General features: G+C 71.2%; 21 protein-coding genes and 2 pseudogenes. 14 read left to right on the forward strand and 9 right to left on the reverse strand.

Annotated features, from left to right (window positions below):
- Positions 1-30 precede the first annotated feature (30 nt).
- Positions 31-897: an MHYT domain-containing protein gene (locus KCH48_RS19850; RefSeq protein WP_210575861.1), complete on the reverse strand. Its 867-nt coding sequence runs from the start codon at positions 895-897 to the stop codon at positions 31-33.
- A gap of 282 nt (positions 898-1,179) precedes the next feature.
- On the opposite strand from KCH48_RS19850, the gene KCH48_RS19855 reads away from it, so the two are divergent.
- The 3 genes and pseudogenes from KCH48_RS19855 (at position 1,180) to fdhA (ending at position 3,998) form a co-directional block, all read left to right on the forward strand.
- Entirely contained in the window at positions 1,180-2,058 is an 879-nt protein-coding gene (locus tag KCH48_RS19855; protein WP_210575863.1) for a glycerophosphodiester phosphodiesterase family protein, read from the forward strand.
- A gap of 49 nt (positions 2,059-2,107) precedes the next feature.
- Positions 2,108-2,662, forward strand: a complete 555-nt coding sequence (locus KCH48_RS19860; protein WP_210575865.1) for a methylated-DNA--[protein]-cysteine S-methyltransferase — start codon at positions 2,108-2,110, stop codon at positions 2,660-2,662.
- 111 nt (positions 2,663-2,773) lie between these two features.
- Positions 2,774-3,998 (forward strand): annotated as a pseudogene (fdhA, locus tag KCH48_RS19865) (formaldehyde dehydrogenase, glutathione-independent).
- 85 nt (positions 3,999-4,083) lie between these two features.
- On the opposite strand, the gene KCH48_RS19870 reads toward fdhA, so the two are convergent.
- Positions 4,084-4,512 carry a VOC family protein gene (locus KCH48_RS19870; protein WP_210575868.1) on the reverse strand — a complete coding sequence of 143 codons (429 nt, stop codon included), beginning with the start codon at positions 4,510-4,512 and terminating at the stop codon, positions 4,084-4,086.
- A 99-nt stretch (positions 4,513-4,611) separates the two neighbouring features.
- On the opposite strand from KCH48_RS19870, the gene KCH48_RS19875 reads away from it, so the two are divergent.
- Together KCH48_RS19875 and KCH48_RS19880 are read left to right on the forward strand one after the other, a co-directional pair.
- On the forward strand, positions 4,612-5,520 hold the full coding sequence (locus KCH48_RS19875; RefSeq protein ID WP_210575870.1) for a pseudouridine-5'-phosphate glycosidase: 909 nt from the start codon (positions 4,612-4,614) through the stop codon (positions 5,518-5,520).
- Entirely contained in the window at positions 5,517-6,467 is a 951-nt protein-coding gene (locus KCH48_RS19880; RefSeq protein WP_210575872.1) for a carbohydrate kinase family protein, read from the forward strand. The genes KCH48_RS19875 and KCH48_RS19880 overlap by 4 nt, the downstream gene beginning before the upstream one ends.
- An 80-nt stretch (positions 6,468-6,547) precedes the next feature.
- Here KCH48_RS19880 and KCH48_RS19885 read toward each other — a convergent pair whose 3' ends face one another.
- Positions 6,548-7,342: a class I SAM-dependent methyltransferase gene (locus tag KCH48_RS19885; RefSeq protein WP_210575873.1), complete on the reverse strand. Its 795-nt coding sequence runs from the start codon at positions 7,340-7,342 to the stop codon at positions 6,548-6,550.
- 243 nt (positions 7,343-7,585) lie between these two features.
- On the opposite strand from KCH48_RS19885, the gene KCH48_RS19890 reads away from it, so the two are divergent.
- Complete coding sequence (locus KCH48_RS19890; protein ID WP_210575875.1) at positions 7,586-8,713, forward strand: magnesium and cobalt transport protein CorA; 1,128 nt, start codon at positions 7,586-7,588, stop codon at positions 8,711-8,713.
- A 30-nt stretch (positions 8,714-8,743) separates the two neighbouring features.
- Here the strand turns inward: KCH48_RS19890 and KCH48_RS19895 are convergent, their stop codons facing one another.
- A complete protein-coding gene (locus tag KCH48_RS19895; RefSeq protein ID WP_210575877.1) occupies positions 8,744-9,175 on the reverse strand; it encodes a CBS domain-containing protein in 432 nt (143 codons plus the stop codon).
- A gap of 198 nt (positions 9,176-9,373) precedes the next feature.
- Positions 9,374-10,006, reverse strand: coding sequence for a uridine kinase (locus KCH48_RS19900; RefSeq protein ID WP_210575878.1), 633 nt, complete (start codon positions 10,004-10,006; stop codon positions 9,374-9,376).
- Between the two features lie 89 nt (positions 10,007-10,095).
- On the opposite strand from KCH48_RS19900, the gene KCH48_RS19905 reads away from it, so the two are divergent.
- From KCH48_RS19905 to KCH48_RS19915, 3 genes are all read left to right on the forward strand, one after another.
- Positions 10,096-10,785 (forward strand): DUF2293 domain-containing protein, encoded by a 690-nt coding sequence (locus KCH48_RS19905; protein WP_210575881.1) that lies wholly within the window; start codon positions 10,096-10,098, stop codon positions 10,783-10,785.
- Between the two features lie 153 nt (positions 10,786-10,938).
- Positions 10,939-11,421 (forward strand): DUF1772 domain-containing protein, encoded by a 483-nt coding sequence (locus KCH48_RS19910; protein WP_210575884.1) that lies wholly within the window; start codon positions 10,939-10,941, stop codon positions 11,419-11,421.
- Positions 11,422-11,565: 144 nt separating this feature from the next.
- Positions 11,566-13,053 (forward strand): glutamate synthase subunit beta, encoded by a 1,488-nt coding sequence (locus tag KCH48_RS19915; protein WP_210575887.1) that lies wholly within the window; start codon positions 11,566-11,568, stop codon positions 13,051-13,053.
- 46 nt (positions 13,054-13,099) lie between these two features.
- Here KCH48_RS19915 and KCH48_RS19920 read toward each other — a convergent pair whose 3' ends face one another.
- Complete coding sequence (locus KCH48_RS19920) at positions 13,100-13,564, reverse strand: carboxymuconolactone decarboxylase family protein (protein ID WP_246885544.1); 465 nt, start codon at positions 13,562-13,564, stop codon at positions 13,100-13,102.
- A gap of 47 nt (positions 13,565-13,611) precedes the next feature.
- Here KCH48_RS19920 and KCH48_RS19925 point away from each other — a divergent pair, with 47 nt between their 5' ends.
- The 4 genes from KCH48_RS19925 to KCH48_RS19940 all read left to right on the forward strand — a co-directional run bounded on the left by KCH48_RS19925 (position 13,612) and on the right by KCH48_RS19940 (position 19,134).
- Entirely contained in the window at positions 13,612-15,027 is a 1,416-nt protein-coding gene (locus tag KCH48_RS19925; protein WP_210575893.1) for a PLP-dependent aminotransferase family protein, read from the forward strand.
- A 247-nt stretch (positions 15,028-15,274) separates the two neighbouring features.
- Complete coding sequence (locus tag KCH48_RS19930) at positions 15,275-17,416, forward strand: PEP/pyruvate-binding domain-containing protein (RefSeq protein ID WP_210575895.1); 2,142 nt, start codon at positions 15,275-15,277, stop codon at positions 17,414-17,416.
- On the forward strand, positions 17,413-18,333 hold the full coding sequence (locus KCH48_RS19935; RefSeq protein ID WP_210575897.1) for a hypothetical protein: 921 nt from the start codon (positions 17,413-17,415) through the stop codon (positions 18,331-18,333). The genes KCH48_RS19930 and KCH48_RS19935 overlap by 4 nt, the downstream gene beginning before the upstream one ends.
- Positions 18,334-18,429: 96 nt before the next feature.
- The gene (locus KCH48_RS19940) at positions 18,430-19,134 is read left to right on the forward strand and encodes a dual specificity protein phosphatase family protein (protein WP_210575899.1); all 705 of its coding nucleotides are present in this window, start codon (positions 18,430-18,432) and stop codon (positions 19,132-19,134) included.
- Positions 19,135-19,164: 30 nt separating this feature from the next.
- Here the strand turns inward: KCH48_RS19940 and KCH48_RS19945 are convergent, their stop codons facing one another.
- The 3 genes from KCH48_RS19945 to KCH48_RS19955 all read right to left on the reverse strand — a co-directional run bounded on the left by KCH48_RS19945 (position 19,165) and on the right by KCH48_RS19955 (position 21,181).
- Positions 19,165-19,980, reverse strand: a complete 816-nt coding sequence (locus tag KCH48_RS19945) for an SAM-dependent methyltransferase (RefSeq protein ID WP_210575900.1) — start codon at positions 19,978-19,980, stop codon at positions 19,165-19,167.
- An 85-nt stretch (positions 19,981-20,065) separates the two neighbouring features.
- Positions 20,066-20,320 carry a DUF397 domain-containing protein gene (locus tag KCH48_RS19950; protein WP_210575902.1) on the reverse strand — a complete coding sequence of 85 codons (255 nt, stop codon included), beginning with the start codon at positions 20,318-20,320 and terminating at the stop codon, positions 20,066-20,068.
- Positions 20,321-21,181, reverse strand: coding sequence for a helix-turn-helix transcriptional regulator (locus KCH48_RS19955; protein ID WP_210575904.1), 861 nt, complete (start codon positions 21,179-21,181; stop codon positions 20,321-20,323).
- 173 nt (positions 21,182-21,354) lie between these two features.
- On the opposite strand from KCH48_RS19955, the pseudogene KCH48_RS42300 reads away from it, so the two are divergent.
- Positions 21,355-21,984 (forward strand): annotated as a pseudogene (locus KCH48_RS42300) (ATP-binding protein); the annotation flags it as partial.
- Positions 21,985-22,088 lie beyond the last annotated feature (104 nt).

Genomic DNA, 22,088 nt, shown 5'->3' on the forward strand with positions numbered 1-22,088 from the left:
GTACGACCCCCCACTGACAACGCGGCCTGATCACCTGTTCTGCGGGGTGCGGGAACTCCGGCCGCCCACTCTGCGGCGGGTGCGGATCATCGGGCGCCGGGTGGTGTGCGACAGGGTGGAGTGGGCCGGGATGCCGGGCTTGTTCTCGACGGGGGCCCCGGCGGGCTTGCCCATGATCATGAGCGGGTCGAACATCACCACGACGCCCGCGAGGAGGAGGAAGGCCAGCGGGCCGACCATGAGGGGCGCGAGGATGCCGGCCGGCGAGTCTCCCGAGGTGGGGGCGCTCGTGGTGTGGACGTGGACCTTGAGGGCGGCCATGCCCGTGTAGTGCATGCCGCTGACGGCGAGTCCCATGACGAGACTCGCCCCCACGCTCCACATGAACCCTCTGACCTGTCCGGCCGCCCACAGGGCGGCGGTGGCCGCGACCATGGCTATGACGACGGACGCGGCCACGGTGAAGGTGTTGTACTCCAGGTTTCCGTTGAGGCGCATTCCGGCCATGCCCAGATAGTGCATGGAGGCGATGCCCAGGCCGGTGATGGTGCCTCCGGTGAACAGAGCCGTTCCCCGCGCGCCCTTGTAGCCGACTATGAAGATCCCGATGCCCACCATGACGATCGCGACGCCCAGACTGGCGAAGGTCGTCAGCATGTCGTAGCGGATCGGCGCGCCCACGACGGTGAAGCCCATCATCGCGACGAAGTGCATGGTCCAAATGCCGGAGCCGATCGCGGCCGAGCCCAGGGCCAGCCATCCCGGTCTCCAGGACTGGGAGACCAGCATGGACCGCGTGGTGCAGCGCAGACCGAGTGCACCGCCGAGGCAGGCCATCAGGTAGGCCACCAGCGGTGTGACGAGTCCGTAGCTGAATCCGTCGACCGTGCCCTGCATGCGCGGCTGCCTTTCCACCCTCTTACGTCCCGGACCTACATGAAACAAGCCCCCATCCCAGGACCACCGACGAGCGGTCAAGGTTGTGGTGGAGAGTATGTCTCCCCCGGAACGGTCGAACGATTATCCGGCAAAGAAACACGCCCTTGCCGCACTTGTGCGGCACCAGTGAGCGGAGTCGGACGACTTCATTCAACCTGTGGCCATTCTGTACCCCTCCGCCGTTGACCCTCCGCTGTCACAGTCGATCTGTCCGTGATCGCCTCGACACGACGAGTACGCATGCACGCGCGCGCAGTCGCCACCGCGAGCACCGCGGTGGTCCTGGGCACCGCCGCCCTCCTGCTCCCCACCTCCGGTGCGCAGGCCGACCCCACCGCCGAGCCCCCTACGGTCATCGCGCACCGCGGGGCCTCCGCGTACGCGCCCGAGAACACTCTGGCCGCCATCGACAAGGCGGCCGAGCTGGGCATCGGCTGGGTCGAGAACGACGTCCAGCGCACCAAGGACGGCGAGCTGGTCGTCCTGCACGACGACAGCCTGGCGCGCACGACCGACGTCGAGGACGTCTTCCCGGGCCGGGCTCCCTGGAAGGTGAAGGACTTCACCGCGGCGGAGATCGCCCGCCTCGACGCGGGCAGCTGGTTCGACCCCGCCTACGCGGGCGCGCGCGTGCCGACGCTGCAGCAGTACGTACGGCGCGTGGAGCACCACGACCAGAAGCTGCTCCTGGAGATCAAGAACCCCGGGCTGTATGCCGGCATCGAGCGGGAGACCCTCAAGGTCCTCGCCAACGACGGCTGGCTGGACCGGCGGCACCTCGCCGGTCGGCTGATCGTGCAGAGCTTCAGCGCGGACAGCATCCGGACCGTCCACGAGGTCAAGCCCGACGTCAAAACAGGCTTCCTCGGCACACCGTCGGTGGCGGCCCTTCAGGAGTACGCACGCTTCACCGACCAGATCAACCCGTCCCACCTCACCGTCTCGACGGGCTACGTCTCCGCCGTCCACGGCTTCACCGGCCCGCACGGCAAGCCGCTGGAGGTCTTCACCTGGACCGTCGACGACGCAAAGACCGCCCGCCGGGTCGCCGGGTACGGCGTCGACGGCATCATCACCAACAAGCCGGACGTGGTGCGGGACGCGGTCGAGAGGTCCTGAGTTCCGCGCGGCCGGGGCGTTGTCAGTGGCGGACCGTACGGTGGAGCGCATGGACAGCCATGGGCAGTACGAGCAGCAGGTCGTGTGGACCGTCGTCGGCACCGACATCGGTCCGCTGCTGCTGGCCGCGACCCGGGACGGCCTGGTCAATGTCGTGTTCCACGCCACGGAGGCGGTGCGCGACAAGGCCCTCGACCGGCTCGGATCCCGGCTGGGCAGTGAGCCCGTCGAGGCACCGGACTCCCCGCTGCTGGCCGAGGCGATACGGCAGTTCAAGGCGTATTTCGCGGGTGAGCGGCGCGACTTCGACCTGCCGCTGGACTGGTCGCTGATCTCGGGGTTCAACCGGGAGGTGCTGCGCAAGCTGGCCTCCGGCGTGCCGTACGGCGCGGTCGTCGGCTACGGCGATCTCGCGGGGCGGGTCGGTCAGCCCGGCGCCGCCCAGGCGGTCGGAGTGGCGATGGGCGCCAATCCCCTGCCGGTCGTCGTGCCCTGCCACCGGGTCGTGGAGAGCGACGGCGGCATCGGGGGGTTCGGGGGCGGCCTGGAGACCAAGCGGCGGCTGCTGGCGCTGGAGGGGGTACTGCCCGAGCCGCTGTTCTGACGGTTCGGTCCCGCGCGGAGGCTGGCCGGGAGGCGGAGCCGGTAGCAGACTCCGCCGTGCGTACAGCCACTGGCATCCGAGGGCTCGGAGCCGAAGGGACGGCGATCACGCATGAGCGGAAACAGGGCAGTCGCATATCTCAAGCCGGGCGCGGTGGAAGTGACAACCATCGACTACCCGACGCTTTAACTCCAGGACGGGCCGGGGGTCGCACCCGAGAACGTCGGCCGCAAGTGCCGGCACGGAGTGATCCTCAAGGTGCTCGCCAGCAACATCTGCGGAAGCGACCAGCACATGGTGCGCGGGCGGACGACCGCGCCCGAAGGGCTGGTCCTCGGACACGAGATCACCGGCGAGGTCGTCGAACGGGGTCCGGACGTCGAGAACATCGACGTCGGCGACATCGTCTCCGTACCGTTCAACATCGCCTGCGGGCGGTGCCGCAACTGCAAGGAACGCAAGACCGGCATCTGTCTGAACGTCAACCCGGCCCGCCCGGGGGCGGCCTACGGCTATGTCGACATGGGCGGCTGGGTCGGCGGCCAGGCCGAGTACGCCATGGTCCCCTACGCGGACTTCAACCTGCTGAAGTTCCCGGACCGGGACCAGGCACGCGCGAAGCTGCTCGACCTGACCATGCTGTCGGACATCTTCCCGACCGGCTTCCACGGCGCCGTGAGCGCGGGCGCCGGGGTCGGTTCGACGGTGTACGTCGCCGGGGCGGGCCCGGTCGGTCTGGCGGCGGCCGCGTCCGCGCAGCTGCTGGGGGCCGCGGTGGTCGTCGTGGGCGACCTCAACGCCGAGCGCCTCGCCCAGGCGCGGAGCTTCGGCTGCGAGACCGTCGACGTGGCGCGCGGCAGCGTGGGCGAACAGATCGCGCAGATCCTCGGGGAACCCGAGGTGGACGTCGCGGTCGACGCGGTCGGCTTTGAGGCCCGGGCCCATGGCCCGGACGCTCCGGAGGCGCCCGCGACCGTCCTCAACTCGCTGATGGGCATCACGCGCGCGGGCGGGGCCCTGCATTCCGGGGTTGTATGTCACGGACGACCCGGGCGGGGTCGACGAGGACGCGAAGTCCGGGACGCTGAAGGTGCGGCTCGGCCTCGGCTGGGCCAAGAGCCACCGGTTCACGACCGGTCAGTGCCCAGTGATGCGGTACCACCGGGGCCTGATGATGGCGATCCTGCACGAGCGCGTGCACATCGCGAAGGCGGTCAACGCGACCGTCATCGCTCTTGAGGACGCACCGCGCGGCTACGCCGAGTTCGACCAGGGCGCGAGCCGCAAGTACGTGCTCGATCCGCACGGGGCATTGAAGGGGGTACAGCCGGTCTGAGCGTCCGGCAGAACGAGAACGAGCAGGGGGTGCTCACACGCGCGTGAGCACCCCCTGTCATGGCCTTGCCGCGAACAGCGGGCCCCTAGTCGTAGTGGCGGGCCTCGATGACGTTCCCGTCCGGGTCACGGAAGTAGAAGCTGCGCTTCGCCAGACCGCGGGCGCCGAAGGAGTCGTACGAGATGTCCGACACCGGAACGGCGCGTTCCTTCAGGCGGCCACGGAGGGCGTCGAAGTCGCCGGCGGCCAGGGCGACGCAGACGTGGTTGACCGGGTGTCCGGCGCTGTCCGCGGCGCCGGGGAGCATCGTCATGCGTTCCGCCATGGTCTGCGGCATCAGGTCGAGAATGGTCTCCTCGTTGAGGCGTACGGAGGGGAACGGGACCTGGCCCGCGGCGAAATCGGTGAGCCTCAGGGGCTCCATGCCGAGGGTCTTCTCGTAGAACTCGGCCGACCCGATCGGGTCGTTCACCCAGAGAACGACGTGGTCGAGACGTGTGGTGTGGTCCGTCATGCACCCCAGGCTGGTGCTCTCCCCCACAGGCCGCAAGGGTTTGACGTGGCGTGCCGCCCGCCAGAGATGAGGGAAGACCGAACGACAGGAGGCAGGCGCGTGGTGCTGATGGTGTCCGAGGAAGTGCGGGAGGCGGTCGACGCGCGTCGACCGGTGGTGGCCCTGGAGTCCACGATCATCGCGCACGGGCTGCCGCGCCCGCGCAATCTGCAGGTGGCGCTGGAGCTGGAGGCCGTCGTACGGCAGCAGGGTGCCGTACCGGCGACGATCGCCGTACTGGACGGGCGGCCCCATGTCGGCCTGGACAAGGAGCAGCTGGAGCGGATCGCCAACGAGGACGGGATCCGCAAGCTGGGCCATCGTGACCTGCCGCTCGCCGTGGCGTCGGGTGCGAGCGGGGCGACCACGGTGTCGGCGACGGCGCTGCTGGCGGCTTCGGCCGGCGTCCGGGTGTTCGCGACGGGCGGTCTGGGCGGGGTGCACCGGGAGTGGACGGTGACGCAGGACGAGTCGGCGGACCTGGGGCTGCTGGCCCGTACCCGGATCACGGTGGTGTGCGCGGGCGTGAAGTCGATCCTGGACGTGCCGGCCACGCTGCAGCGGCTGGAGACACTGGGCGTCGCCGTGGCGGGGTACGGCACGGACCGCTTTCCCGGCTTCTATCTGTCCGACTCGGGGCACCCGGTGGACTGGACGCTGCGGACGCCGGAGCAGGCGGCGGACGTCATGCGGGCGCAGGACGCGCTCCACGGACCCGAGTCGGCGCTGATCGTCGCCAATCCGGTGCCCGAGGACGAGCAGCTGGATCCCGAGGTGCACGCGCGCGTGCTGGCCGACGCGCTGCACGCGTGTGAGGAAGAAGGCGTCAGCGGACAGGCGGTCACGCCGTTCCTGCTCGACTACCTGGTGCGGCACACCGAGGGTGCCTCGCTGAGCGCCAATCTGGCGGCGGTGCGCGGCAACGTACGGCTGGCGGCGCAGATCGCGGCGGCCTGGGCCGGGGCGTGACCGCGGGACCGAAGGGCGCGCTGCTGGTCGTCGGGGACGTCGTCACGGACGTGGTCGCCCGGCACCGGGGGCCGCTCGCCTCAGGGACCGACACGGCCGCGACGATCCGCACGGTACCGGGCGGCGCGGGCGCCAATGTGGCCTGCTGGGCGGCTCATTGGGGCTGTCCCGAGGTGCAGCTGCTCGGCCGGGTGGGCGCGGACGCGAGCGCGTGGCACGACCAGGAGCTGGTCGACTGCGGAGTACGGCCCCACCTCGTGGTGGACCCGCAGGCCCCGACCGGAACGGTGATCTGCCTGGTCGACACGGAGGCCGCGGCCCAGCGGACGTTCCTCACCGACAGTGGGGCGTCGCTGCGGCTCGCACCCGGCGACTGGTCGGCGGCACTGCTGGACGGGGTCGCATGGCTGCATCTGTCGGGCTACCTGCTGTTCTCCGAACCGAGCCGGGCGCTGGTGGCCGTGGCCCTGGAGTCGGCACGCGCGCGTGGCGTGCCGGTGAGCATGGATCCGGCGTCCGCCGGTTTTCTCGCGCGGCTGGGCGTCGACCGCTTCCTGGCGCTGGTGGAGGGTGTGGACGTCCTGCTGCCCAGCCGTGACGAGGCATGTCTGCTGACCGGGCTGCCCGATGCGGCGGACGCGGCGGCCAAGCTGAGTCGCCATGTCCCGCTGGTGATCGCCAAGCAGGGCGAGCGGGGCGCGCTCGTGGCCCGGTCCGGCACCGTGTCCGCCCATGTCCCCGCGACGCCGGCGACACCGACGGACACGACAGGGGCGGGCGACGCCTTCACGGGCGCCTTCCTCGCGACGCTGCTGGCAGGCGCCGGGCCCGAGGACGCGGCGGCGGAAGGATGCCGGGCGGGTGCGATGGCGGTTGAACGGGTGGGCGGCAGACCACCGGGACGCGATGCCGACGGGGCGAGTGGCAGACCACCGGTGCACGACTGACGACGAGGCGAGTGGCGACGGGACTGCCTCGCACGCGGCGCCTCCTGCGCCGACCGACATCCCGCTGTCGCATGTCGGATCTACGCCCTGCGCCCCCACGCCGAGATCAACGGGGCCGTGGCCAGATCCATGGTGCCGGAGGCGACGTTCGTCAGGTGGCGGTCGATGTCGGCGTCCGTGGCGAGGCCCGCGGTGACGAGCTGGTCGCGGATCTGACGGATCGTCGCGGATTCGAGGGCGGCACAGGCGGGTGAGGCGACCGGGAAGTACGCGTCGGCCTCCACACCGCGCAGACCGGCCTCACGCAGCAGGCGCGGCAGCGTGCGGCCATACGCGAGGTCGGCGCCGCGGTCGGCGAGCAGTTGACGGAAGCCGGTCCGCAGCCGGTTCGCCAGCTGCTGCTCGGGGCCGTACTCGTCGGGGCAGGTCAAGGGCTGCAGGGCAGGGTCGGCGTCCTCGATCAGGAGCCGTCCGCCGGAACGCAGGGCCTTGACCATGGAGCGCAACGCCCGTTCCCGGTCCGGCACATGGACGAGGACGAGCCGGGCATGCACCAGGTCGAACCCCTCCCCCGGCGGCTCGTGGGCACCCACGTCATGGACGCGGACCTCGACGGGAGGCCGGGCGGCCGGGGCGAGGCGCGAGATGTCGATGTCGGTAGCGACGACCTTTCCGGTCGGACCGGCCTTCTTGGCCAGCCAGGACACCACGGAGGTGCCACCGGCGCCGACCTCCCAGCAGCGCCAGCCGGGTCCGATGCCGAACCCTTCGAGGTGCCGGAACGTCGTGGGGTCGAAGAGGGTGGCGAAGGCGTCGAACCGCTCGGCCGCCTCGCTCTGCCGGTTGTCGAGAAGGTATCCATCGCTTCGCGTCATGCCGTGATCATCCCATTCGCCCCACTTACCCGGTCCGCCGACGCTCCGGTAGGACGATCCGGTCGGAGACGACCCTGCCCCCTCTTCGCCGCCACGTCGCAGGCGACGCCAAACGTTGTCCACAGCCGGGAACAAAGCGGAATTGACTGTTCCCACAGGCCCGCCCAACAGTCGGGCGGAGCTGGCAAACTGGCACGCCAGGGCGCGGAAATGCGGCGCGGAGATCCACGCGAGGAGATCCAGATGGCGATGGCAGGGAATCTGCGGAGGGTGACGGGCCTCGGCAGGGTCGGTGGCCTGCGCAGAGTGGCGCGGCTGGCCCGGCGGCGCCCGCGCGTCGACCTGAGCCATCCCGCCCGGTCCCCGCTGGGTTCCTCGGTGGTGAACTGCGTGACCTACCGGGACGGCACCCGGGATCTCGCCGGCGGCGATCTGGTCGACGCGGTGCAGCGGGTGCGCAAGCACAGCGACGGTTTCGTCTGGCTCGGTCTCCACGAGCCGACGGACCAGGAGTTCGCGGGTATCGCCGAGCTCTTCGACCTGCATCCACTGGCGGTCGAAGACGCGATCGAGGCCCACCAGCGCCCGAAGCTTGAGCGCTACGACGAGACGCTGTTCGCGGTGTTCAAGACGGTCTGCTACGTCGAGCACGAGGAACTCACGGCGACGAGCGAGGTGGTGAACACCGGCGAGATCATGGTGTTCGTCGGCCGGGATTTCGTGATCACCGTACGGCACGGACGGCACGGCTCGCTGGGCCCGCTCCGTGAGGAGCTGGAGTCCGACCCCCAGCAACTCGCGCAGGGTCCCGCGGCGGTGCTGCACGCGATCGCGGACCATGTGGTCGACGACTATCTGAGCGTCACCGACTCCGTGCAGGGGGACATCGACGAGGTCGAGACGGCGGTGTTCGCGGAGAACGGCGCGCGGGTCGACCCGGGGCGTATCTACCAGCTCAAGCGCGAACTCCTGGAACTGAAGCGGGCCGTGGTGCCGCTCGGCCGCCCGCTCGAGGATCTCGCCACCCGGCCGATACGGGTGGTCGATCCGGAGATACAGGCCTATTTCCGCGACGTCTCCGACCACTTGCTGCGCGCCAAGGAGCAGATAGCCGCCTTCGACGAGCTGCTCAACTCGATCCTGCAGGCGCATCTGGCGCAGGTCACGGTGGCGCAGAACGAGGACATGCGGAAGATCACGGCGTGGGCCGCGATCATCGCCGTACCGACCATGGTCTGCGGGATGTACGGCATGAACTTCGACCACATGCCGGAACTGCACTGGCAGTTCGGCTATCCCTTGGTCATGGCCGTGATATCCGTCGCCTGTCTGACGCTGTACCGAGGTTTCCGGCGCAGCGGCTGGCTCTGAGCGGCGTCCTGCCCGAGGTGAGCGAGCGGGTCAGCGTGTGGGGGTCGTCCTCGCGTAGACGGACTCGGCCCAGGTGGCGATCTGGTCCTCCGTCAGATGCTGGGCCAGATCGGCCTCGCTGATCATGCCGACCAGGCGCTTGTTCTCGATGACGGGGAGCCGGCGGATCTGGTGCTCCTGCATCTCGTGGAGTACGTCGCTGACATCGGCGTTCGCCGCGATCCAGCGCGGGGTGCCCTGGGCCATCTCACCGGCGGTGACCTTGGCCGGGTCGCGGCCCATGGCCACGCATCCGACGACGATGTCGCGGTCGGTGAGGATGCCGCAGAGCCGGTCGTTCGAGTCGCCGATGGGCAGGGCTCCGACGTTGAGCTCGCGCATCAGCTGGGCGGCGCGGTCGAGGGTCTCGTGGGCCGGGATCCACTGGGCGCCACGGTGCATGATGTCTCCGGCGGTGGTCATGGGCGTACCTCCCGATGCCGGACGGCCGGCGCGGCGCGGAACGCACCGCTAGTCCCGGCGCCCCTCATTCTCGCCGTGTCGCCGGGCGGATGCACCCGGAGCGTCGGGATGACGTTCGAGCGCGGGAGGCGGGCGCCGGACAAGCCCTTCACCCATGAAACCGAGGGCTTCGCGCATACAAGCGAGATGTGTGCCCGGTCAGCCGCTCCAGGCCGGATGCCGGGGGTCGTCGGCGCGGACCAGGACGTCGGCCGTGGCGGCGGGGTCGGTCTCGTCGTCGTAGCGCTCGAAGGCGGGGAGGGTCCACTGCTCGGCTTCGGGAGTGCGGCGGCGGAGGGCGCCGGACGTGAGACGGACGTGGACGGACAGGTCGAAGGGGAACCAGTGGCGCAGCAGGAGGGGACCGTGGAGCAACAGGACGCCGCCGGGCGGGAGTTGGACGTGGGGACTGCGGGTGGCGCGGTCGGTGGCCGGGTCCCACAGGTCGGGCAGGACGCGGCCGTCGCCGGAGGGTTCGAGGGGGCCGAAGACCTCGCGCCATACGGCGCCGGTGTCGAACCAGCCGTTGTAGTAGGCCTCGACGTCCCGGTGGCCATATTCCAGACGCACGGAGGCGGGGCGCAGAAAGCCCTCCATGCCCACGACGAGTGAGGGGCGGCCGCGTAGGCGCAGTGCTTCACAGACGCGTTCGGCCAGGTCTCCCGGGCGGGCGGCCGGGGCGCCGTCGAAGGCGATGCGGGGCCACGGGCTGCCGTCGGCCGTCTTCAGATCGAGCAGCCGCTCGGCCAGGAGATCGCCCAGCCGCTCCCAGGTGATCGCTTCGAGTCGCACACGCCCATGATGCGCCCGTCCCCGGTCGGCGGTGACCGGGGGCGGGAAACCGGCGTGGATCGCGGGGCACCGGCGGGAAGGAAGCGCGTATGGCACCCCTCGCAACGTCCGTGCACCGCACCGGACTTCTGGTCTTCCAGCCGATCAAGAGACGGAACTGCTCCGCATGCCATCGCGGGCCGCTGCCGATGCTCGTCATGGAGGAGGGCGCGCCGCGGTGTCTCGACTGTGCCGACCTCGGGCATCTGGTCTTTCTGCCGAGGGGTGACACGGCGTTGACGCGCAGGTCGCGGGAGGAGAGTGGGTTGTCGGCGGTGGTCGTGCGGTTCAACCGGCGCCAGAGTCGGTATGAGCGGCAGGGCGTGCTGGTCGAGGAGGCGGCGCTCGCGCGGGCGGAGCAGCGGTGTCTCGTGGACGCGGAGGCACGGCGGCGGCGCCGGCTGCGGGACGCCGCGCGGCGGGCGGCGGAGGATCTGCGGTTCACGGAGGCGTTCGCGGGCGAGATACGGCGGCTGTTTCCCGGCTGCCCGCGGGAGCGGGCGTGGGAGATCGCGGCGCATGCGTCCGTGCGGGGCAGTGGGCGCGTGGGGCGGAGCGCGGCGGGGCGGGCGCTGTCCGAGGGGGCGGTGACATCGGCGGTCGTGGCGTCGGTGCGGCATGTGGACACGCCGTACGACCAACTGCTGATGAGCGGGGTTCCGCGGCATGAGGCGCGGCGGCGGATCGCGGCGGATGCGGAGGCGCGGCTGGGGGCTTGGCGAGCGGTGGGGGTGGTCTGAGGTCGGCCGACTGCTCCGAGTGAGTGCCTGGCTCTGGACTCTCGCGTATGTCGTCGCGCGGATGGGCCATGGTCACTGATCTCGTACGGGATTTCACTTGTGGTGACGGAAGGTGCCGGGCAGGTCTCGGCCGACGTGGGAGTGGGTGTTGAGATGACGATCGACGGGCCGTACTTCGTGCTCACGGTGCTGGGTGTGGTGGGCACCGGGCTGGTGGCCGGGGTCTTCTGCGCGTTCTCGACCTTTGTGATGCAGGGACTGGCCGCGCTGCCGCCCGCGCAGGGAGTCGCCGCGATGAAGGCGATCAACGTGACCGCGCTGCGCCCGGCCTTCATGCTGGTGTTCGTCGGCTCCGCGGTGCTGTGCGCGGTGATCGCGGTGGTGACGTTCGTGCTGTGGCCGGACGAGGGCACCGTGGAGTTGCTGGTCGGCAGTGCGCTGTATCTGTTCGGATCGTTCGGGCTGACGATGTTCGCGAACGTGCCGCGCAACGAGGCGTTGATGAAGCTGGACGCCGGCACTCCGGAGGCTGCCGCGTACTGGCCGACGTATGTGCGCGAGTGGACGGTCTGGAATCACGTCCGCATGGTCGCGTCGGCCGGCGCGGCGGTGGCGTATGTGCTGGCCATCGCTTGAGGGTGCCCGTGCCTCAGCGCGGGAAAACTCAGGAGAAAGCGCTGTCCGGCACTCTGCGGGCGTGGCGGGAGGGACGTATTGTGGCCGGAAGAGTGCCGCCCGATGACGCACGGCCTGTCACACGCGTATCTGAGGAAGACGGCCATGGCCGATCCGAAGGGTTTCCTGACCACGCCTCGCGAGGAATGGCCCCGCCGGCCCGTCGAGGAGCGGGTCCGGGACTGGGACGAGGTATATGTCCCCGGGGCGTTGCTGCCCATCATCAGCAAGCAGGCCGACCGCTGTATGGACTGCGGGATCCCGTTCTGCCACGAGGCGTGTCCGCTGGGCAATCTGATCCCGGAGTGGAACGACCTCGTCTCCCGCGAGGACTGGCGGGCGGCCGCCGACCGGCTGCACGCCACCAACAACTTCCCCGAGTTCACCGGCCGGTTGTGCCCGGCGCCCTGCGAGGCGGGCTGTGTGCTGGCCATCAACCAGCCCGCGGTCACGATCAAGAACGTCGAGTGCGCCATCGCCGACCGGGCCTGGGAGGAGGGGTTCGCGCCGCCGCAGCCGCCGGACCGGCTCTCCGGGCGGACGGTCGCGGTGATCGGCTCGGGGCCCACCGGGCTCGCCGCCGCACAGCAGTTGACGCGGGCGGGCCACACGGTCGTCGTGTACGAGAAGGACGACCGGCTGGGCGGGCTGATGCGGTACGGCATCCCCGAGTTCAAGATGGAGAAACGGCATCTGGAGCGGCGGCTGGAGCAGATGCGGGCCGAGGGCACGAAGTTCCGTACGTCGACGGCGGTGGGGCGGGACGTCGGCGCCGCGGAGCTGCGGGCGCGGTACGACGCCGTCGTGATCGCCACGGGAGCGACCGCGTGGCGTGAACTTGCCGTACCAGGACGGGAGTTGGCCGGAGTACAGCAGGCCATGGAGTATCTGCCGCTGGCCAACCGGGTGTGCGAGGGCGATCTGGAGTCCTCGCCGATGTCGGCGGCCGGGAAGCATGTCGTCATCGTCGGTGGCGGGGACACCGGGGCGGACTGTCTGGGCACGGCGGTGCGGGAAGGCGCCGCGTCCGTCACGCAGTTGGACATCTACACCCAGCCGGGCGCGGAACGGGACGACGATGTCGAGCCCTGGCCCACGTATCCGAAGATCTACCGGCTGTCGGCCGCGCACGAGGAGGCCGGTGAGCTGCGGACGGCGCCGGCGGCGGATGCGGACGCGCGGCTGTTCGCGGCGTCCACGCTCCGCTTCACCGGCGACGAGAGTGGGCATGTGCGGTCACTGCACCTGGTCGAAGTGGACGCGGGGCGGCGGCCGGTGCCGGGCACCGGGCGCAGGCTGCCCGCCGACCTTGTGCTGCTGGCCCTCGGGTTCTCCGGACCCGACCGTGGGGACGGGCTCGTCGACCAGTTGGGGCTGACGATGGAGGCCCGGGGCACGGTCGCGCGGGATGCCGGCTTCGCCACGAACGTCCCCGGCGTGTTCGTCGCCGGCGACGCCGCGCGGGGCCAGTCGCTGATCGTGTGGGCGATCGCGGAGGGGCGGGCGGTGGCGGCGGCCGTCGACCGTCATCTGACGGGGAGTTCGCGGCTGCCGGCGCCGATCGGGCCGTATGACCGGCCGATGGCTGTGTAGGCGCTGGGCACAAGGGCCACGGGTGCCACGGGGCCATGGGTGCGGTTCAGCGTTCGTCCGTGCCCGCCACCTTCCCCGTCGACAGGGCCACCCGGTTCCACGTGTTGATCGTGAAGATCAGGGCGAGGACGTGGGCGAGTTCCCCGTCGTCGAAGTGGGCGGCTGCCTCCGCGTAGACGTCGTCCGGGACGCCTCCGTCGGCGATCAGGGTGACCGCTTCGGTGAGGGCGAGGGCGGCTTGTTCCTGTGGGGTGAAGAAGTGCCGGGCCTCGCGCCAGACCGGGACCATGTGGAGCCGGTCCTCGCTCTCGCCGGCCTTGCGGGCGTCGTTGGTATGCATGTGGAGGCAGTAGGCGCAGTGGTTGAGGTGCGAGGCGCGGATCTGGATGAGCTCGACGAGGGCCGGGTCAAGGCCCTCGCGGGCGGCGGCGTCGAAGCCGATGAGGGCGCGGAACACCTTCGGGGCGGTCTTCGCGAAGTTAATGCGGGTTGTCGTCGTGTTCGTCGTCATGCGCATCAATCTATTGAGCCGAAAGACCGGCTGTAGGGTGCATTTTCATGACGGAATCGTGGGTCAATTCCGCGGAGCGCATCGGTGCCGACCTGCATCTGGAGCTGTCGGGGCCGGGTGGGCGGCGGGCCGCGCTGATCCGGGCGCTGCGTGACGCCGTGCGCGGTGGGCGGCTCGCTCCGGGCACCCGGCTGCCGCCGTACCGTTCGCTCGCCGCCGATCTCGGCGTGGCCCGCAACACGGTGGCCGACGCGTACGCGGAACTCGTCGCGGAGGGCTGGCTCACCGCCCGTCAGGGCTCGGGCACGCGGGTCGCCGACCGGGCCGAGCCCCTGCGACACGCCGAGCGGGTGCCCATAAAGGCACCTCCACGCGCGCGTGGGCCACGGCACGACCTCAGACAGGGCACCCCGGACGCGTCGGCGTTCCCGCGCGCGGCCTGGCTGGCGTCCTACCGGCGGGCTCTCCAGCAGGCGCCGAACGAGGTGTTCGGGCCCGGTGATCCGGCCGGGCGGCGCGAGCTGCGCGAGGCGCTCGCCGAATATCTGGCACGCGCGCGTGGCGTACGCACCGAGCCGGGCCGGATCGTCGTCTGCTCCGGTTTCGCGCACGCCCTCCGGCTGCTCTTCGGGGGCGGCGTGCTGCGCGGACCGGTGGCGGTGGAGGCGTACGGACTGGCCTTCCACCGGGAACTGCTCCAGGCGGCGGGGGCCCGGACCGTGCCGCTTCCCCTGGACGACGACGGCGCCCGCGTCGACCTGCTGGCGCGCGAGCGCGCGGTCCTGCTGACGCCCGCGCATCAGTTCCCCACCGGCGGACCGCTGCACGCCGAGCGACGGGCCGCCGCCGTCGACTGGGCACGCGCGCGTGGCGGGGTGGTTCTGGAGGACGACTACGACGGGGAGTTCCGCTACGACCGCAAGCCCGTCGGCGCCGTCCAGGGCCTCGACCCCGAGCGGGTGATCCACATCGGCTCGGTCAGCAAGAGCCTGTCGCCCGCGCTGCGGCTGGGCTGGATGGTGCTTCCGGAGCGGTACGTGGGCGCCGTCCTCGAGGCCAAGGGCGAGCGGGAGGGGTGGGTGAGCGTTCTCGACCAGCTGAGCCTGGCCGACTTCATCGTCTCCGGGTCGTACGACCGTCATGTGCGGCGTATGCGGCAGCGGTACCGGAGCCGCCGTGACCGGCTCGTCGCGGCGCTGGCCGAGCACGCGCCGCACATCGAGGTCACGGGTGTGGCGGCCGGACTGCACGCCGTGCTCAGACTGCCGCCCGGCACCGAGCGGTCCGCCGTCAAGGCCGCCACCTGGCAAGGCGTCGCGCTCGACGGACTCGCCGAGTTCCGGCACCCGGAGACGGACATGCCGGCCGCCGACGGACTCGTCGTGGGCTACGCGACGCCCTCGGAGCACGCGTACGGGGCGGCGCTGGACGCGCTGTGCGGCGTACTGCCGTCGGCGGACTGAACTGCCGTCGCCGGGCTGAGCCGGTCGCGGAATCCTGTCACCGAATTCCCATATGACCGGAATATGACCCAAGCCTGTCATGTTGGACAACAGAAGTGGGATCCTTGATCCCAGGAGGCGCGTCGTTGCCGTCACCGGATCTCGGTCCGGCCCCGACAGGGACCCGCCCCATCCTTCGTTCCGCCGTCAGGCGCAGGGCCACCCCAGCGCGTCCCCCCTGTTGGCGGCCGGTCCTGGAGGGTGTTCGATGACGACGATCGACGAACGTCACGGAGATGGTGCGCGGGGCAGGGAAGAGCCCCGGGGTGAGGTGGCCCTGAGCCCCGTCGAGGCCTACGGCCCGGCCGTGATCGCCCTGGAGCAGCCCACCGCCGCACTCCCCCGGCTCACGGGTTCCAAAGCTGCGAACCTGGCCCGCGCGGCCCGCGCCGGCCTGCCGGTACTCCCCGGATTCGTGATTCCCAGCAGGGCGGGCGACGACCCGGTAGCCCTGCGAGAGGCCTGGCAGAGGCTCTCGTACGGCGGCACGCGCCCCCTGGTCGTACGGTCCTCCTCTCCGCAGGAGGACACCGAGGAGTCGTCCCTTGCGGGCCAGTTCGACTCCGTACTCGACGTACGCGGCTGGCGGGACTTCCGTACGGCCGTACAGACCGTGCTCGATTCGGCGCACCGGCCGGACGGGTCCACGGCGCCCATGGCGGTGCTGGTGCAACCCATGCTGACGGCCCGGGTCGGCGGGGTGGTGTTCGGTTCCGACCCGGTCGAGGGGCGGGCCGACCGCATGCTGGTGAGCGCGGTGCGCGGCGGCCCGGACAGCCTGGTCAGCGGGGCGCAGACGGGTACCGATCACTGGCTGAGCAGGAGCGGACGGGTACGGCGCGCCCAGGCGCCGGAGGGCGGTTCGCCGCTCACCCGGACCGAGTTGTTCCGGCTGGCGCGTCTCGCGCGGCAGGCACGGCAGGTGTTCGGCGGGCCGCAGGACATCGAGTTCGGGTTCGACGAGGACGGGCGGCTGTGGCTGTTCCAGAGCCGGCCGATCACGGCGATGGCGCCACGCCCCGCGCGCGGGGCACGGCTGCTCGGGCCCGGGCCGGTCGCGGAGACGTTGCCCGGTCAGTTGGAGCCACTGGAGGAGGACTTGTGGGTGGCGCCCATGTCCCGCGGGCTCGCCGCCGCGCTCGACATCGGGGGCAGCGCGCCGCGCCGGCTGCTGCGGACCACGCCGGTGGTCACCACGGCGGGCGGACGTGCCGCCGCCGACCTGCGGCTGCTCGGCGCGGTTCCGCCGAGGCACCGGTGGCTCGCGCTGCTCAACCCGGCACCGGGGGCGCGCAGGCTCGGCGCCGCCTGGCGGGTGGGCCGCCTCACGCCGGCGCTGCCCGGCCTGGCGACCGACCTGACGGCCGACGTCGACCGCCATCTCACCCAGCTCCCGCCACCCGCCGCGCTGCCCACGCCCGACCTCACGGCCGAGCTCCGCTGGACCCGCGCGGTCCTGGTCTCCCTGCACGCCCAGGAAGCCCTCTCGGGCGCCCTCCTGCCCGAACAGGCCAAGGCCCGCACGGCGGCGGGCGCGGCCCTGACCGCCCTCGCGGCGGCCCGCGCCCGAGGCGTGCCGGACGACCGCGTCGCCGCGACGGATCCGGTGGTACTGGCGCTGACGGCGCCGAGTCTGCGGGGGAACATCCGACTCCCGGGTCAGGTGGGGCCGGCGGGCTCGGGGATCAACGCGTACACGACAGCCGACAGCCGCGTGACAGCCAACGGTCACCCCGCACCCGAAACCACCCGCCCAGCAACCCCCCACCTCCCACCCCGCGAAGCCCTACGCCTCCGTATCCGCTGGGTACAGGAGCTCCAGGTCCGCCTGGTCCGCGAAGCGGCCCGGCGACTCGGCCTGGACGTGGAGCGCGTCGGGCTGCTCCGCTGGCCGGAGCTGACCGCCGCCCTCGACGGGGCCGCGCTCCCGGCCGATCTGCACGACCGGGTGCCGCAAGCCCAGTCGCCCCCGCTGCCGGACGCGTTCCGGCTCGCGGACGGCGGCGTGGTCGTCGCCGAGCGGAGCGGCCGGCGCCGTGGCGAGGACGGCGCACGGGGCGTGTCCGCGGGGCGTGCGGTCGGCACGGTCTGGGACGGGACCGGCACCCGGCCGCCGGACGCGGTGCTCGTCGTACGGACGCTGGACCCCGCGCTCGCCCCGCTGCTGCCCCGCCTCACCGGACTGGTCGCGCAGACCGGCAGCCCCCTGTCGCATCTCGCGGTGCTGGCCCGTGAGCTGGGGCTGCCCGCGGTGGTCGGCGCCACCGACGCCGTACGCCGCTTCCCTCCCGGCACCCGCCTCACCGTCGACGGGACGACCGGAGGCGTCGACACCTGGGAGGGGCCATGAGGCGGATCGCGTTCGTCTTCGGGGCCCTGGCCGCCGCGGGAGCCGGGACCTACCTGGTCGTGTACCTGTACCGGTGGCAGTGGCAGCGCGCCATCCTGTGCGGGGTGCTGCTGCTGATCGTCGAGGTCATGCTGCTCGGCATCGTGATGCTGGGGCGGCTGGCCCGGATCGAGGAGCGGGTACGTGACACCGACCGGCGGCAGCGGGAGCTGACCGCGCGGCAGGAGGACGTGCTGACCCGGCTGCGCGCCGGCGCGCCCGAGCCGGAGAGCAACGGCCGGTTCCGCTGGCTGGACGACCCCGCCGAGCGGACGTACGTCTTCGTGCCGGTCCTCATGGTCGCCGGTGTCGCGCTGACCGGGCTCGCCTGGGTGGTGCAGCGGGTGGCGACGGCGACGTCCCGTCCGGCGGAGCGGCGGCTCGCGGGGCGGGCGGCCGTCCTCAGCGCGCCCGGCCCGGAGGTCGGTGACGACCTGGAGGATCTGCCGCCGCCGGGCGCGAGGCGCTCACAGGCGGGCACGGCGCGTATCGCCACCGTCATCGTCGTCGGCGTCGCGCTGATCGCCGCGCTCGTCGTCGGGCTGGCCGACCTCACCCAGACCCGGGCGGAGCCGGAGCGCACCGGCAGGGCGACCTCTGTGCTCTTCCAGGTCGACACGCGCGACGCAGGCATGACTGCAGAGCGCCGGTCTCTCGCCGCCCAGCAGCTCTGGGAGCGGTGCCGGGACTCGACCTCCATCCCCCTGCACCATGCGACCCTCGGTGACCTGGGCGACGGACTGTTCGCCGGAGCCGTACGGCCCGCGCTCGGCGAGCACGACCGGATGCGGCTGCGCGGCTGCCTGGAGGACACGACGCTCGACCGAGCCCACCTCACAGTGGTCGGCATCGGCGACGCCGATATGCACGATGACTGAGATATAGAGCACAAAAACGGACATATCGAACAGATGATCACGAGCCCGGGGTTACGATGCCGAAACGCCCTCGTCCCCTAGTCCCCCGGGTCGCCCATGGCTGTCATCACCGCAACCCTGCCCCGCCCTGCCCCCCGCAAGCGCCCGCTGTCACGGCGCGCACTGCGGATCCTTCTCGGGATCGTCATCGGCTACCTCGTCCTGTGGGCCGCCGGGGCGGGAGGCATCCTGGGCCTGTCGTACTGGGCGAAGGCCGAGACCCCGGCGCCCGCGGGAACCCGCACCGTCCAGGGCGTCCACCACTTCCAGCCGGTCGACCCCGACGGCAAGCTGTGGCGGGGCGCCGCCCCCTCCCCCGCCGGATACCGCGCGCTGGCGGGCATGGGCTTCACCACGGTCGTCGACCTGCGCGCCGAGGACCTGAGCGCGGCCCAGCTCTCCGAACCCGGCAAGTCCGGGCTGAAGGCCGTACACCTGCCCATCCGGGACGGGCAGACGCCGACGCCCAAGCAGGTGCAGCACCTGTTCAGCATCGTCTCGAACGCGTCCGGGCCGGTGTTCGTGCACTGCGGTGCCGGAGTCGGCCGTACGGGCACGATGGCGGCGGCCTACCTCGTGCAGACCGGTGAGGCGTCGTCGGCGCAGGCGGTCCGGCGCAACCTCGCGGTCGGACCGCCGTCGATCGAGCAGATCTACTACGGCCTGAACCTCAGCCCCAACAAGGCGGAGCAGCCGCCGCTGCCAGTCGTGGCCGTCAGCCGCGTGGTCGACGCACCGCGCCGCATCGCGTCGTGGTTCTGAACGTCCTGGTTCCGAACCCGCCCGCCGCTGTCACGGCTTGCGCCCCACCGCCCCATACCCGGGAATGACCCCGTCATCCTGCCCAGGCACCGGCTCGCCCAGCTCGGGGTGCCAATGGTGGGGCAACTCGACGCCGGGCTCGACCAGTTCGAGGCCGGCGAAGAAGCGGGCGAACTCCTCGCGGGAGCGCAGGGCCAGCGTCACGCCCGCGGCCTTCATCTTCTCCACCGCCGCCTTCGACTCCTCCGGAGTGAAGTCGGCGGTGGCGTGCGTGACCGTCAGGAAGCTGCCGGACGGCAGCTCGGACAGCAGCCGTCCGACCAGTTCGTGCGCGCCGTCCTCGTCGGAGACGAAGTGCAGCAGGGCGACGAGGGAGAGCGCCACGGGCCGCGTGAAGTCGAGGACCTTCCTGGCGCCCTCGATGATCGTGTCCGGGTCGCGGACGTCGCCCTGGAGGTACTCGGTCACCCCCTCGTCCGTGCCGCGCAGCAGGGCCTCGGCGTGGGCGAGGACGATCGGGTCGTTGTCGCAGTAGACGATGCGCGCGTCGGGTGCGATGTCCTGCGCGACCTGATGGAGGTTCGGCTCGGTCGGTATACCGGTGCCGACGTCCAGGAACTGCCGTACACCGTGCTGGGCCAGCCAGCGGGTGGTCCGGTGCATGAAGGCGCGGTTGACCCGTGCCATCACCGGGACCCTCGGGTCGAGGGCGAGCATCTGGCGGCCCATGGCCTCATCGACCGGGTAGTTGTCCTTGCCGCCGAGATACCAGTCGTACATCCGCGCGGGATGCGGCTTGGTGGTGTCGATCTCCACGGCGTTGCGGCCGGTGTCCTGCCCGGTCATGCGGCACCCCGTAAGTGTGTGAGACGGAAAGTGATCAAGTCAGCACCAAAGTTAGGGAAGTTGATGAAGCAATCACAGGTGACATTCAAGACAGCAGGAAGTCCGCCTCCCCCGCCTTCGCTCCTTCTATGAAGGCCGTCATCTCGTCAGTGGTGTAGATCAGCGCCGGCCCGTCGGGATCGGTCGACTGGCGTACGGCGATCCGGCCGTCGGCCAGCTTCATCGCCTCCAGGCAGTTGCCTCCGTTACCGCCGCTCCACGGCTTGTGCCAGCCTTCGCTGCCCAAGTCCCGTGCGGGCATGCCGTTGTAGACGCGAAGGCGCGGCTTGATGCGATCCATTCACAGCTCCTTGCGGAGATCCCGGAGGATCTCCTTCGTGCGATGTGCTGTAGCGGCCTGCGCCGCCATGCGGTCCATGACCTCGAGGTGAGTCGCCACCTCTTCACGCGCGTCGAGATAGACGGCGCCGGTCAGGTACTCGCTGTAGACCATGTCCGGAAGTTCGGGCATGGCAAATCGGAAGAGCACGAAGGGCCCGTACGTGCCGGGGTGCGGCCCGTCGGCGAACGGGGCGACCTGCAGCGTCACGTTGGGCAGCTTCGTGAGTTCGAGCAGCTTGTCGATCTGAGCACGCATCACCTCCGGGCCCGCTACGGGCCGACGCAGGGCGGTCTCGTCCATCACCGCCCAGAAACGGGGCGCGTCAGGCCGGGTGAGCAGATCCTGGCGTTGCATGCGCAGCGCGACATGGCGCTCTATGTCCTCGGGCCGGGTCTGGCCGATGGCGCCCGACTTCAGGACTCCGAGGGCGTATTCCTCGGTCTGGAGCAGACCGGGGACGAAATGCGGTTCGTAGCTGCGGATCAGGGCGGCCGCGCCCTCCAGGCTGACGTACATGGAGAACCAGCCGGGCAGGATGTCGTGGAAGCGCTGCCACCAGCCGGGCTTGTTGGCCTCCTCGGCCAGCTCCACAAAGGCGTCGGCCTCTTCCTCGGAGACGCCGTAGGACTTCAACAGCAGCTGGAGGTACGGGATTTTGAGCCCGACCTCGGCCATCTCCATGCGGCGCACGGTGGCGGGGGCTACGCGGAGGATACGGGCGGCCTCCTCGCGCTTGAGGCCGGCACGTTCGCGCAGGTCGAGCAGGCGCCGACCGAGGACGACCTGACCGACCGTCGGCGCGGACCGCGGCTCGCTCACCCTCCACCTCCACAAAAGATTCCTGACAGCCCGGCGGCGCCATTCGAAGACCTATTCGAAAATCTGGGTCAACCTTCGAGGTCTCAACTGGCGCCGCTCAACATGCTGTTGCGAGCAGTGTGCCACGGCATTCCACCGCGTCACACAGCACTCTGCATTTTTCAGAGTGGCACTTGCCAAGTGTTCACGGCGGGGCGATAGTGGCAAGCGTGATTCCGTCCGCGCCCTTAGGAACAGACGCCGCCGCAGGCCCCTTCGGCCTCGGTGCGGCCCCGGTAGGAGGCCCTGATGGGTCCGCAGCCGAGCGCCGGTTCCACTTCGAGCTGGCCGCACATCCGGGCTCGCCCGCCCAGGCGAGACGCCTGACGCGCGCCCGGCTGACCGGCTGGTCGGTGGGCGAGGACACCTGCGACTCGGCGGCGCTGATCGTCTCCGAGCTGGTCACCAACGCGATACTGCACACCGCGAGCACCCACATCGTGTGCGAGTTGCACGACGGCGCCGATCTCGTGCGCATAGCCGTGCGCGACGAGGGCTGCGCTCCGGGTGAGCCCCACCCGGCCGCCGCGCGGTCCGAGGAGGAGCACGGGAGGGGACTGTTCCTCGTCGACGCGCTGTGCCGGGCCTGGGGCGCCCAGGAGCACGGCCCCGGCCTGCTGGTCTGGGCGGAGCTGCCGCGCGAGACCGCCGAGGCCGTCCCGAGGCCGCGGGGCGACCTCGGCTGGGGCGCCCGCCCCAAGCCGGGCCCGTCCGGCGGCTCGACCGGCGGCACGGGCACGGCGAACGAACACGACAGGGACGCGTACGGCGGGTACGGGGCCGGCGCACCAGGCGCGGGATCCGGCGCGCCTGGCGCGTACGGCCACGTGCCCTTCGGACGCGACACACACGCACACGACACGCACGC

The sequence above is a fragment of the Streptomyces sp. GESEQ-4 genome, assembly GCF_017948455.1.
GTDB lineage: Bacteria > Actinomycetota > Actinomycetes > Streptomycetales > Streptomycetaceae > Streptomyces.